Raw genomic sequence first — 11,994 nt, forward strand, 5'->3', positions numbered from 1 at the left:
TGTGGGAGAGTAGGACGCCGCCGAACAATTCTTCAGAAAAGGCCCACCCGGGTTTCCGGGTGGGCCTTTTCGCGTTTCCGGCGGAAACGGGATCCCGGGGGCGCCGGTCAGAGCGCCAGCTTGAATCCGAGGTGCGAGGCCACGAAGCCGAGCCGCTCGTAGAAGCGGTGCGCGTCCGTGCGGGTCGCGTCCGAGGTGAGCTGGACGAGGTCGGCGCCGAGTTCGCGGGCGCGGTCGACGGCCCACTGGATCAGTTCGGTGCCGAGCCCGCTGCCGCGTTCGTCGGCGTGGACGCGGACGCCTTCGATGATCGCGCGGGTCGAGCCGGTCCGGGAGAGGCCCGGGACGAGGGTGAGCTGCAGGGTGCCCACGGTGCGTCCGGTGCGTTCGGCGACGACCAGGTGCTGGTGGGGGTCAGCGTCGATGCGGGCGAAGGCGGTGCGGTACGGGGTGAGGTCGTCGGGGGATTCGCGGGTGGCGCCGAGCGGGTCGTCGGCGAGCATGGCGACGATGGCCGGGAGGTCGGCCTCGATGGCCCGTCGGATCGTCAGAACAGCCGTTTCAGTCATGGTCAGAGGATAAGGAAGCCCCCGGTGGCTCCAGGGGCCTTGTCTACGCCCGTAGCGCCCTTCCAGGGCCCCTCTGGGCCGATGCGCGGTCAGTCCCCGGCCGGGGTGCTGGTGATGACGGCGAAGACGGCTCCGTGCGGATCCTGGAGCTGGGCGAGACGGCCGACGCCGTGCACGTCCGTCGCCGGGATCCGGGCCTTCGCGCCGAGCCGGTCCGCGATGGCGAGGCTCGCGTCGACGTTGGGGACCTCGAAGTAGGGGAGCCAGTGCGAGCTGGTGCCGCGCGCGGTGTGCTCCGGGCCGAGCTGCATGATGCCGCCGTGGGCGTCGTCGGTGCCGCCGCCGGCCGGGGTGAGCACCGTGTAGAGGGCCTCGCCGAGCGGGACGTCCTGTTCCTGCCAGCCGAAGACCGTGCGGTAGAAGCTCTTGGCCCGTTCCGCGTCGATGCTGTAGCACTCCGTCCAGCAGAGGCTGACCTCCTCGTTGACGAGGTCCAGGCCGCGGGTGTCGTGCGGTTGCCAGACGGCGAAGTCGGCGCCGGTGGGGTCGGTGTAGCCGGCCATCCGGCCCGAGGTGAAGACGTCGAAGGGGCCGAACCGCACCCGGCCGCCGGCCTGCTGGACGAGGTCGGTGGTGCGGTCGGCGTCGTCGGTGGCGAAGTACACCGTCCAGCCTGGCGGGCTGCCGTCCTCGGCGAGCGGGCCGAGCGCGGCGACGGTCCGGCCGCCGAGCTGGAAGAAGCCGTAGCCGCCGGCTTCGGGGCCGGCCGGGTCGAAGCTCCAGCCGAACAGGGCGGTGTAGAAGTCGACGGAGGCCCGGGTGTCGGGGCTGCTCAGGTCGAGCCAGTCCGGCGAACCGGGGCGGAAGTCGGTGTTGAGCATGGCGGCTCTGCTCCTAGGACGGTCCCGTACGGGCGCTGGCGCGGTCGACGCCCCCTGGGCCTTCCAGCCTGGCACCTCGGTGGGGGTGGTGCACGGCGGGTCCGCGGGCGGTCGGGCTTGTCCCCGCCGGGCGGTACGGTGCGTAACGGAATGGTCCACCCGTACCGGTCGAAGGGGGGCTCCGGTGGGCAAGGCGGCGCAGTCGGGGCAGCAGGCACAGCAGGCGGTCCGCCAGCTCGCGCAGGTCGAGGGCGTGCTGGAACGGATCACCTACGCCAACGAGGAGACCGGCTACACGGTGGCCCGGGTGGACACCGGCCGCGGTGCGAACGACCTGCTGACGGTGGTGGGCGCGCTGCTGGGGGCGCAGGTCGGGGAGTCGCTGCGGCTGCACGGGCGGTGGGGTTCGCACCCGCAGTACGGGCGGCAGTTCACCGTGGAGAACTACACGACGGTGCTGCCCGCGACGGTCCAGGGCATCCAGCGGTACCTGGGGTCGGGGCTGATCAAGGGGATCGGGCCGCGGTTCGCGGAGCGGATCGTGGAGCGCTTCGGGGTGGACACCCTGGAGGTGATCGAGAAGGAGCCGGGTCGGCTGATCGAGGTGCCCGGGCTGGGGCCGAAGCGGACCAGGAAGATCGCCGCGGCCTGGGAGGAGCAGAAGGCCATCAAGGAGGTGATGGTCTTCCTGCAGGGGGTCGGGGTGTCGACCTCGCTGGCGGTGCGGATCTACAAGCAGTACGGCGACGCCTCGATCGGGGTGGTGCGGAACGAGCCGTACAAGCTGGCGGCGGACGTCTGGGGCATCGGCTTCCTGACGGCGGACCGGATCGCCCAGGCGGTGGGCATCCCGCACGACAGTCCGGAGCGGGTGAAGGCCGGGCTGCAGTACGCGCTGTCGCAGAGCAGCGACCAGGGCCACTGCTACCTGCCGGAGGAGCGGCTGATCGCGGACGGCGTGAAGCTGCTGCAGGTGGACGTCGGGCTGGTGATCGACTGCCTCGCGGAGCTGGTCGCGGCCGAGGGGGTGGTGCGGGAGACGGTGCCGGGGGAGGCGGGCGAGCCGATCACCGCGGTGTACCTGGTGCCGTTCCACCGGGCGGAGATCTCGTTGGCCAACCAGCTGCTGCGGCTGCTCCGTTCGGACACCGACCGGCTGCCGTGGTCGGCCGGGGTGGACTGGCCGGTGGCGCTGGAGTGGCTGGCGAAGCGGACCGGGGCGGAGCTGGCGCCGGAGCAGGAGCAGTCGGTGCGGCTGGCGCTGACCGAGAAGGTCGCGGTGCTGACGGGGGGTCCGGGCTGCGGCAAGTCGTTCACGGTGAAGTCGATCGTCATGATGGCGCTGGCCAAGCGGGCGAAGGTGGTGCTGGCGGCGCCGACCGGGCGGGCGGCGAAGCGGCTGGCGGAGCTGACCGGGGCGGAAGCCTCGACGGTGCACCGGCTGCTGGAGCTGAAGCCGGGCGGTGACGCCGCGTACGACCGGGACCGGCCGTTGGACGCTGACCTGGTGGTGGTGGACGAGGCCTCGATGCTGGACCTGATCCTGGCGAACAAGCTGGTCAAGGCGGTGCCGCCGGGTGCCCACCTGCTGTTCGTGGGGGACGTGGACCAGCTGCCCTCGGTCGGCGCCGGCGAGGTGCTGCGGGACCTGCTGGCGGAGGGCGGGCCGATCCCGTCGGTGCGGCTGACCAGGATCTTCCGGCAGGCGCAGCAGTCGGGCGTGGTGACCAACGCGCACCGGATCAACGAGGGGAAGCCGCCGCTGACGGAGGGTCTGACCGACTTCTTCCTGTTCGTGGAGGAGGACGCCGAGCTGGCGGCCGGTCTGACGGTGGACGTGGTGGCGCGCCGGATCCCGCAGAAGTTCGGCTTCGACCCGCGCCGGGACGTGCAGGTGCTGGCCCCGATGCACCGCGGCCCGGCCGGGGCGGGGAACCTGAACACTCTGCTGCAGGCCGCGGTGACCCCGGCCCGGGAGGGGCTGGCGGAGCGGCGCTTCGGCGGGCGGACGTTCCGGGTGGGGGACAAGGTCACCCAGATCCGCAACAACTACGACAAGGGGCGGAACGGGGTCTTCAACGGCACAGTGGGAGTGGTGACCGCCCTCAGCGTGGACGACCAGCGGCTGACGGTGCTGACCGACGAGGACGAGGAGGTGTCGTACGACTTCGACGAACTGGACGAGCTCGCCCACGCGTACGCGGTGACGATCCACCGCTCGCAGGGCAGTGAGTACCCGGTGGTGGTGATTCCGGTCACTATGTCCGCTTGGATGATGCTCCAGCGAAATCTGCTCTACACCGCTGTGACCAGGGCGAGGAAACTCGTGGTGCTGGTCGGGTCACGGAAGGCGATCGCACAGGCCGTGAGGGCCGTCAGTGCAGGTCGGCGGCATGCCGCGCTCGATCACCGACTTGCGTCTGGATGATTATCCAACAGGATGGTTGCCTCTAATGTTCTCTTGACGTGAAGAGATTTACGGCAGAGCCTAGGGTGGTGCCGATCTTGTCCGGTTCGTACCGGCAGCGGCAACAGGTTTTGTAGGGGCGGGCCCTTCCGGGCCACCCCGGGTGCGCGACTGTGCTCCGGATGGGGGATGGTGGAGACAGTCAGGGCACCTTGGAAGAGGATTCATTTCGTCGGTGAGGAAGACGTGAGCGACAACTCGGTAGTACTGCGGTACCAGGACGGCGAGTACGAGTACCCCGTCGTCGAGAGCACTGCGGGCAACTCCGGCTTCGACATCTCGAAGCTGCTCCCGCAGACCGGCCTGGTCACCCTGGACAACGGCTTCGGTAACACCGCCGCGTACAAGTCCGCGATCACCTTCGTGGACGGCGACAACGGCATCCTGCGGTACCGCGGCTACCCGATCGAGCAGCTCGCAGCACAGGGCGGCTTCATCGAGACCGCGTACCTCCTGATCAACGGCGAGCTGCCCAACGCGGACCAGCTGGCGGAGTTCAACCGCGAGATCACCCAGCACACCCTGCTGCACGAGGACGTCAAGCGCTTCTTCCAGGGTTTCCCGCGGGACGCCCACCCGATGGCCATGATGTCCTCGGTGGTCGGCGCGCTCTCCACCTTCTACCCGGAGAGCCACAACCCGTTCGACGCGGCCCAGCGCCACCTGTCGACCGTCCGTCTGCTGGCCAAGCTGCCGACCATCGCCGCGTACGCGCACAAGAAGGCGATGGGCCAGCCCTTCGTCTACCCGCGCAACGACCTGAGCTACGTCGAGAACCTGCTGCGGATGACCTTCGCCGTCCCCGCCGAGGACTACGAGCTCAACCCGGTCATCGTCAACGCGCTGGACAAGCTGCTGATCCTGCACGCGGACCACGAGCAGAACTGCTCGACCTCCACCGTGCGCCTGGTCGGCTCCAGCCACGCCAACCTGTTCGCCTCGATCTCGGCGGGCATCTCGGCGCTGTGGGGCCCGCTGCACGGCGGCGCCAACCAGGCCGTCCTGGAGATGCTGGAGAGCATCCAGAAGGACGGCGGCGACGTCGACTCGTTCATCACGAAGGTGAAGAACAAGGAAGCCGGCGTCAAGCTGATGGGCTTCGGCCACCGCGTGTACAAGGCCTTCGACCCGCGCGCCGCGCAGGTCAAGCTGCTCGCGCACGAGGTCCTCGGCCAGCTCGGCAAGAGCGACGAGCTGCTGGAGATCGCGCTCAAGCTGGAGGAGCACGCCCTCAAGGACGACTTCTTCATCTCGCGCAAGCTGTACCCGAACGTGGACTTCTACACCGGCCTGATCTACCGCGCCATGGGCTTCCCGACCAGCATGTTCACCGTGCTGTTCGCCCTCGGCCGGCTGCCGGGCTGGATCGCCCACTGGCACGAGATGATCAACGACCCGACCAGCCGCATCGGCCGCCCGCGCCAGATCTACACGGGCACCGCGATCCGCGACTACGTCGAGCTCGAGCAGCGCTGACCGGGCGCCGCTGACGGCACACCGACCGAGAGGGGCCCAGCCGCTGCTGAGCGGCCGGGCCCCTTCGCGTCCCCGCGCGCGGACCCCGGAAGGGCCCGCGCGCGGGGACGGAACCGTACGACGCACGACTCCGGGGTCGGCTGCAGCCGGGGACGGCCGCTCAAAGCGTCCCTGACCCGCCACACCCCGGCGCCGTGCGCGAAGGCCGTCGAGAGTTCGACGACCGTTCCCGGGGCCCGCCGGAGCCCCGTCGGCGGCAGCCGCTGGAAGCGCGGGGACACGTTGCCGTTGATCGCGCCCCACCCATCGGAAAAACTGCCGCACTACCAACCTAAGACGTATCAGGGTGCGAGAAGTTACGCCCGGGGGGTGTGAGCTGCCTCTCGCCACGCTCCGTAGGCACTCCGTGCCGCGCTCATACCACACCTTCCCTCGGGCGCGACGTCACCCTCCCCGCAGTCACGGCAACCGAGCGTGATAGGAATCGTGGCATTCCGGTACGGACCGTCGCGCCCCCTCGTCGCGCGACGGCGGAACTGGGGAGGGAGTGCGCAGATGGCCAGGAACGTCGTCGTCACCGGCGGTGGCACGGGAATCGGGTACGAAGTCGCGCGGCGGTTCGCCGAGGCGGGCGAGCACGTGGTGATCGTCGGGCGCCGCCGTGAGGTCCTGGAGAAGGCCGCGGTCGACCTCGGGCCGAACGTCACCCCGCTGGTGTGCGACCTCGCCGACCCGGACGCGGTCGAGGCCGCGCTGCACGAACTGCCCGAGCGCATCGACGTGCTGGTGAACAACGCCGGCAGCCGGGAGACGGTGATCGGCGGCGGACCGCACGCCCTGCTGGCCCGCTGGCGCGGCGACTTCGAGCGCAACGTGCTGACCGTGGTGCTGCTCACCGAGTCGATCCGGGACCGGCTCACCCCCGGCTCCGGCCGGGTCGTCACCATCAGCTCCATCGCCGCCCTGCGCGGGGCCGGCTCGTACGGTGCGGCGAAGGCCTCGCTGCACGCCTGGAACCACTTCCTGGCCGCCCAGTTGGGCACCTCGGGGATCACCGCCAACATCGTCGCGCCGGGCACGGTGGCCGGTACCGAGTTCTTCGGGCCGCGACTGGACGAGGCCGAGGTGGCCCGTCGGGCGGCGCGCACGTTGCTCGGCCGGATCGGCGAGACCGGCGAGGTCGCGGCGGCGGTGCACTTCCTCGCCTCGCCCGAGGCCGGGTTCATCACCGGCGAGATCCTGCACTGCAACGGCGGGGAACTGCTGGGGCGTTGAGGCGTCACGACGAGGGCCCCGGACCGTTGGACGGTCCCGGGCCCTCGGGTGTTCGGGGTGTCCGGCCCTTCGGGGTGCCCGGGGCGTTCGAGGCGGACCCGGGGGCTCAGCTCAGCTCAGGTCAGCTCGGCTCAGGTCGGCTCGGCTCAGGTCGGCTCGGCTCGGCTCCGGCGGGCCGGAAACGGCGCAGTCGGAGGCTGTTGCTGACCACGAAGACCGAGGAGAAGGCCATCGCGGCCCCGGCGATCATCGGGTTGAGCAGTCCGGCGGCGGCCAGCGGGATCGCCGCCACGTTGTAGCCGAAGGCCCAGCAGAGATTGCCCCGGATGGTACCGAGGGTCCTGCGGGAGAGCCGGATGGCGTCGGCCGCGGTGCGCAGGTCGCCGCGGACCAGGGTGAGGTCGCCGGCCTCGATGGCGGCGTCGGTGCCGGTGCCCAGGGCCAGGCCGAGGTCGGCCTGGGCGAGCGCGGCCGCGTCGTTGACGCCGTCGCCGACCATCGCCACGACCTTGCCCTCGGCCTGCAGCCGCCGGACCGTCGCCACCTTGTCCTCGGGCAGCACCTCGGCGATCACGTGCTGCGGCTCGATGCCGACCTCGGCCGCGACCGCCTCGGCGACCAGCGTGTTGTCACCGGTCAGCAGCACCGGGGTCAGGCCCAGGGCGCGCAGCTCGGTGACGGCCTCGGCGCTGGTCGGCTTGACCGCGTCCGCCACCTCCAGCACCGCCCGCGCCTCGCCGTCCCAGCCGACCGCGATCGCGGTGCGGCCCGCCGACTCGGCCTCGCGCTTGGCCCGGGCCAGCGCGGGTGGCAGGTGGTGGGCGCGGTCGGCCAGCAGGGCCTCCTGGCCGGCCACCACCGCATGGCCGTCCACCACGCCCTCCACGCCCCGGCCGGGGAGGCTCCGGAAGCCCTGGACCGGCGGCAGCCCGCCGAGGCGGTCGGCGGCGGCCTGGGCGATCGCCCGGGCGATCGGGTGCTCGGAGGCGTGCTCCAGGGCGCCGGCCAGGCGAAGGGCCTCGGCGTCGGTGACGCCCTGGGCGGTGTGCACGGCGACCAGGGCCATCCGGCCGGTGGTGACGGTGCCGGTCTTGTCCAGGACGACGGTGTCCACCCGGCGGGTGGTCTCCAGCGCCTCGGGGCCCTTGATCAGGATGCCGAGCTGGGCGCCGCGACCGGTGCCGACCATCAGCGCGGTCGGGGTGGCCAGGCCAAGCGCGCACGGGCAGGCGATGATCAGCACGGCCACGGCGGCGGTGAACGCCTCGGTGGGGCTGCTGGTGACCAGCAGCCAGCCGACCAGGGTGGCGAGGGCGACCAGCAGGACGACGGGGACGAAGACCGCGGAGATCCGGTCGGCCAGGCGCTGGGCGGCGGCCTTGCCGTTCTGGGCGTCCTCGACCAGCCGGGCCATCCGGGCCAGCCGGGTGTCCGCGCCGACCCGGGTGGCCTCGACCACCAGTCGGCCGCCCGCGTTGACGGTGGCGCCGGTGACGGCGTCCCCGACGGCGACCTCGACCGGGACGGACTCGCCGGTGAGCATCGAGGCGTCCACCGCGGAGCTGCCCTCGACCACCACGCCGTCGGTCGCGACCTTCTCGCCGGGGCGCACCACGAAGTGGGTGCCGACGGTCAGCAGGTCCACCGGCAGCCGGACCTCCCGGCCGTCCCGGAGGACTGCGACGTCCTTGGCGCCGAGGTCCAGCAGGGCGTGCAGGGCGGCTCCGGCCCGGCGCCGGGAGCGGGCCTCCAGGTGGCGGCCGAGCAGGATCAGCACGGTGACGGCGGCGGCGGTCTCCAGGTAGAGCGCGCCGGCCGGGTCGGTGGCGCCGATGGTGAAGGAGAAGTCGTGGTGCATCCCGGGCCGGCCGGCGTGCCCCCCGAACAGGGCCCAGCAGGACCAGCCGAAGGCGGCCAGGGTGCCGAGCGAGACCAGGGTGTCCATGCTCGCGGCGCCGTGCTTGAGGTTGGTCCAGGCGGCGCGGTGGAAGGGCAGTCCGCCGTACCCGACGACCGGGCCGGTGAGGGCGAAGGCCAGCCACTGCCAGTTGGTGAACTGCAGGGCCGGGACCATCGACAGCAGTACCACCGGGACGCTGAGCGCGGTGCTGATCAGCAGGCGTTCGCGCAGCGGGTCGGCGGGTTCCGGTTCCCCGTGCTCCGGCTCCCCCGGGGCGGGGGCGACGGGGGCCGGGGGCGGGGGGAGTTCGGCGGTGTAGCCGGTCCGCTCGACGGTGGTGATGAGGTCCTCGACCGTGACGCCGGCGCCGTAGTCGACCCGGGCCTTCTCGGTGGCGAAGTTGACCGTGGCCTCGACGCCGTCCATCCGGTTGAGCTTCTTCTCGATCCGGGCGGCGCAGGCGGCGCAGGTCATCCCGCCGATCGACAGCTCGACCCGGTCCCGTGCCTCGACACCGGGGGCGGAGGTGGTCATGCGGAGGGCTCCTTGCTGGGGGCGTACGGCGGGGCCGGCACCGGCCCCGCCGTACCGGGGTGACTCAGGCGGCGCGGCCGACCAGCTCGTAGCCGGCCTCGTCGATCGCGGCGCGGACCGCGTCCTCCGCCAGCGGGGCGTCGGAGGAGACCGTCACGGTACCGGCCTGGGCGTCGGCGGCGACGTCGGTGACGCCGGCCAGCACGGAGAGCTCCTCGCTGATCGCCTTCTCGCAGTGGCCGCAGCTCATGCCGGACACGGTGTAGGTGATGGTGCTGGACATCGGGGCCTCCGGGAGGTCGGTGCGGGTGCGGGCTCTCTTGTTCTCCGAACACCATACCCCTGCGGGGTATTCCCCGAGGGGGTGGGGGAGGTGGATCGCATCGTAGGCGACGGCTCCGGTCAGGCCGGGACCGAGGGGTGCTGCGCCGGGATCGGCGCGGTCGGCTCGCGTCGGAGCAGCAGCCGCAGCCAGAGCAGCCCGCCCAGGGAGACCAGCAGCAGTCCGGCGGTGTCGTACGCGGTGTACAGGTGGACCTGCTCGCTGGACGGGTTCGGCATGTAGCCCAGGTCGAACAGGGCGCGCTGGAAGTCGCTGGTGGTGGTCCGGGCGACAAGCCAGACGGCGATGCCGCTCATGCCGTCCCACAGTGCGTGCAGCAGTGAGACGCCGAGGTACGTCAGCAGCAGCGGGGCGGTGAGGCGGAAACGGCCGCCCCGCCGCTCGCGGAACAGCACCCCGCCGATGATCGCCGTCCACAGGATGTGCCCGACCGGCGCGAGCACCCCGCGCAGGATCTCCGTCTCCACCAGGTCGTCGAGCGAGAGGCCCTGGATGCTCAGCACGGCGTTGAACGCGTACCCCGCGCTCTCGAACGCGGCGAACCCCGCGCCGACGGTGGCGCCCAGCACCAGCCCGTACCGCAGCCCGACGACCCGCAGTCGCCGGCTCACCAGCACCAGCGCGGCCAGCTTCACCGCCTCCTCGATCAGGCCGACGCCGACGTACATCCACACCGAGGGGGAGAGCAGGTACGACTCCAGCACCGAGGCGCCCAGGACGCCGATCACGCCGCCGATGCCGAAGCAGGTGAAGATCCGGTCCGCGCCGAGGTCGGCCGCGTAGCGCTCGTACGCCCAGATCACCACGGTGGCCGGGACGAGGAAGCTGCCGAGCAGCACGATCGTCGGGACCAGGTTGCTGTTGTCGGTGAAGAAGGTGACCAGGACGGTGCAGGCCCAGAGCAGCAGGCCGGTCAGGAAGAACTTGACCCAGTGGTGGGGCCGGGCGGCGGCCCGGACGGGGGGTGTGGTGATGCGCGGAGCGGGTCGGTATCCGGACACCGGGCGGGGCCTCCTTCGAGTAGCCGCTGAGTAGCTGCGGAGTAGCTGCTTCGGTCGAACTTTATGACAAATCAGGCATTAGGGGATGATGTGGACGGCTGTGGGGGGCGGCCCGCGACCGCCGGGGGTGGGATCGTCCCTTATGTTCGATGTGTGCTTCCGATCCGCCGCGCCCAATCGCCCTCGGCCCCCACCGTCGCCGGACTGCCCCAGGCCCGGCAGCGCGGCGCCCTGCTGGCCGCCGACCTCCAGGACGTGCCGTTCTGGCGGCGGGCGACCCCGGCGCTGCTCGCCGTCCTGCTGGTCGCACTCGCGGACCTCCTCTCCGGCAAGGACCGGTACCTCGCGCCACTGATGACCGTGGTCCCGACCATCGCCGCGCTCACCCTCAAACCCCCCGAACTGCTCGCGGTCTGCGCGGTCGGGCTGCTCGCGGTCTTCGGGCTCAGCCACTACGACCAGGTCGACAACATCAACGACGCCCGCTTCCTTTACGGTGCGATGGTCAGCTACCTGGTGTTGACGCTGTTCTCCGCCTGGGTGGCCAAGATCCGGATGCGGCGGGCGGCGGCCTTCGCGGCGGTCAGCTCCGTCGCCGAAGCCGCCCAGCGGGCCCTGCTGCGGCTGCCCGGACCGGCCGTCGGCCCGCTGCGGCTGGCCGTGCGGTACGTCTCGGCGGCGGACGCCTCACGGATCGGCGGGGACCTCTACTCGGTACTGGAGACGCCGCACGGCACCCGGGTCGCGGTCGGCGACGTCCGGGGCAAGGGACTGGCGGCCGTCCAGACCGCGGCGGTGGTGCTCGGCGCCTTCCGCGAAGCCGCGTACGACGAAGCCGGACTGCGGGGCGTCGCGGCGCGGATCGAGGCCAGCGTCGAGCGGCACGTGCCCGACGGGGAGTTCACCACCGCGCTGTTCGCCGAATTCCGCATCCCGGGGGAGATGGAACTGCTCCAGTACGGGCACGTGGCGCCGATCCGGGTCGACGGCGAGGGGCGGGCCCACGTCCTGGACGCGCCCGACCCGTGGGTGCCGCTCGGCCTCGGGCGGCTGGCGACGGGCGAACCGACCACCTGGGGGCAGCCGTTCGGGGCGGAGGACGTCCTGGTGCTGTGTACGGACGGGGTGATCGAGGCGCGGCACCGCAGGAGCGGGGAGTTCTACCCGCTGGCGGAGCGGGTGGGGCCGCTGGTGCGGGGAGCTGGGCGCTCGGCGGGGGAGTTGGAGGCGGCGGTGGGGCGGGTGTATGCGGATCTGCTGGCGCACACGGGTGGGGAGTTGCGGGATGACGCGTTGTTGTTGTTGGTCGCTCGGACGGACTGAGGGCCGCTGCGGGGGGCTGTTGTCGGGGGGTGGGCTTTCGGGAGGGTGGGTGACGCCGGGGGCGGTTCCGGGGGTGGGCGCTCCGGGGGCTGGGTGATTGTCGGACCGCCGACCCTCGTGGCGGGGGGCCGGGCGCCGTTGGCGGTCTGAAAATCACCCGTCACGCCCCTCTCCGCACCCACCCCCTCCACCGCCCCCTCCCGCAGCGCGTCCCTCTCGCCTGGG

At 71.9% G+C, this 11,994-nt stretch carries 9 protein-coding genes; 4 read left to right on the forward strand and 5 right to left on the reverse strand.

Annotated elements, in window-relative coordinates; genetic code table 11:
* Positions 1 to 107: 107 nt before the first annotated feature.
* Complete coding sequence (locus ACFWIS_RS39490) at positions 108 to 569, reverse strand: GNAT family N-acetyltransferase (RefSeq protein ID WP_380463480.1); 462 nt, start codon at positions 567 to 569, stop codon at positions 108 to 110.
* An 89-nt stretch (positions 570 to 658) separates the two neighbouring features.
* Positions 659 to 1,450, reverse strand: a complete 792-nt coding sequence (locus ACFWIS_RS39495; protein ID WP_380463478.1) for a VOC family protein — start codon at positions 1,448 to 1,450, stop codon at positions 659 to 661.
* A gap of 184 nt (positions 1,451 to 1,634) precedes the next feature.
* Between ACFWIS_RS39495 and ACFWIS_RS39500 the strand changes: the two genes are divergently transcribed.
* From ACFWIS_RS39500 to ACFWIS_RS39510, 3 genes are all read left to right on the forward strand, one after another.
* Positions 1,635 to 3,878 carry an ATP-dependent RecD-like DNA helicase gene (locus ACFWIS_RS39500; protein WP_380463476.1) on the forward strand — a complete coding sequence of 748 codons (2,244 nt, stop codon included), beginning with the start codon at positions 1,635 to 1,637 and terminating at the stop codon, positions 3,876 to 3,878.
* Positions 3,879 to 4,103: 225 nt separating this feature from the next.
* On the forward strand, positions 4,104 to 5,393 hold the full coding sequence (locus tag ACFWIS_RS39505) for a citrate synthase (RefSeq protein ID WP_380463474.1): 1,290 nt from the start codon (positions 4,104 to 4,106) through the stop codon (positions 5,391 to 5,393).
* 555 nt (positions 5,394 to 5,948) lie between these two features.
* Positions 5,949 to 6,668, forward strand: coding sequence for an SDR family NAD(P)-dependent oxidoreductase (locus ACFWIS_RS39510; RefSeq protein ID WP_380463472.1), 720 nt, complete (start codon positions 5,949 to 5,951; stop codon positions 6,666 to 6,668).
* Between the two features lie 121 nt (positions 6,669 to 6,789).
* Here the strand turns inward: ACFWIS_RS39510 and ACFWIS_RS39515 are convergent, their stop codons facing one another.
* The 3 genes from ACFWIS_RS39515 to ACFWIS_RS39525 all read right to left on the reverse strand — a co-directional run bounded on the left by ACFWIS_RS39515 (position 6,790) and on the right by ACFWIS_RS39525 (position 10,446).
* Positions 6,790 to 9,102, reverse strand: a complete 2,313-nt coding sequence (locus ACFWIS_RS39515; RefSeq protein WP_380463471.1) for a heavy metal translocating P-type ATPase — start codon at positions 9,100 to 9,102, stop codon at positions 6,790 to 6,792.
* A gap of 64 nt (positions 9,103 to 9,166) precedes the next feature.
* Complete coding sequence (locus ACFWIS_RS39520) at positions 9,167 to 9,385, reverse strand: heavy-metal-associated domain-containing protein (protein WP_380463469.1); 219 nt, start codon at positions 9,383 to 9,385, stop codon at positions 9,167 to 9,169.
* A gap of 119 nt (positions 9,386 to 9,504) precedes the next feature.
* Positions 9,505 to 10,446 carry a PrsW family intramembrane metalloprotease gene (locus tag ACFWIS_RS39525; protein WP_380463467.1) on the reverse strand — a complete coding sequence of 314 codons (942 nt, stop codon included), beginning with the start codon at positions 10,444 to 10,446 and terminating at the stop codon, positions 9,505 to 9,507.
* A 153-nt stretch (positions 10,447 to 10,599) separates the two neighbouring features.
* Here ACFWIS_RS39525 and ACFWIS_RS39530 point away from each other — a divergent pair, with 153 nt between their 5' ends.
* On the forward strand, positions 10,600 to 11,769 hold the full coding sequence (locus ACFWIS_RS39530) for a PP2C family protein-serine/threonine phosphatase (RefSeq protein WP_380463465.1): 1,170 nt from the start codon (positions 10,600 to 10,602) through the stop codon (positions 11,767 to 11,769).
* The last annotated feature ends 225 nt before the right edge of the window (positions 11,770 to 11,994 follow it).

The organism is Kitasatospora sp. NPDC127060, from assembly GCF_042724935.1.
In the GTDB taxonomy this organism is placed as follows: Bacteria; Actinomycetota; Actinomycetes; order Streptomycetales; family Streptomycetaceae; genus Kitasatospora.

Excerpts from the sequence above, each read along its gene's own strand:
- ACFWIS_RS39490 (WP_380463480.1), bottom strand. The coding sequence starts at position 569 with ATGACTGAAACGGCTGTTCTGACGATCCGACGGGCCATCGAGGCCGAC.
- ACFWIS_RS39520 (WP_380463469.1), bottom strand. The coding sequence starts at position 9,385 with ATGTCCAGCACCATCACCTACACCGTGTCCGGCATGAGCTGCGGCCAC.
- ACFWIS_RS39510 (WP_380463472.1), top strand. The coding sequence starts at position 5,949 with ATGGCCAGGAACGTCGTCGTCACCGGCGGTGGCACGGGAATCGGGTAC.
- ACFWIS_RS39515 (WP_380463471.1), bottom strand. The coding sequence starts at position 9,102 with ATGACCACCTCCGCCCCCGGTGTCGAGGCACGGGACCGGGTCGAGCTG.
- ACFWIS_RS39495 (WP_380463478.1), bottom strand. The coding sequence starts at position 1,450 with ATGCTCAACACCGACTTCCGCCCCGGTTCGCCGGACTGGCTCGACCTG.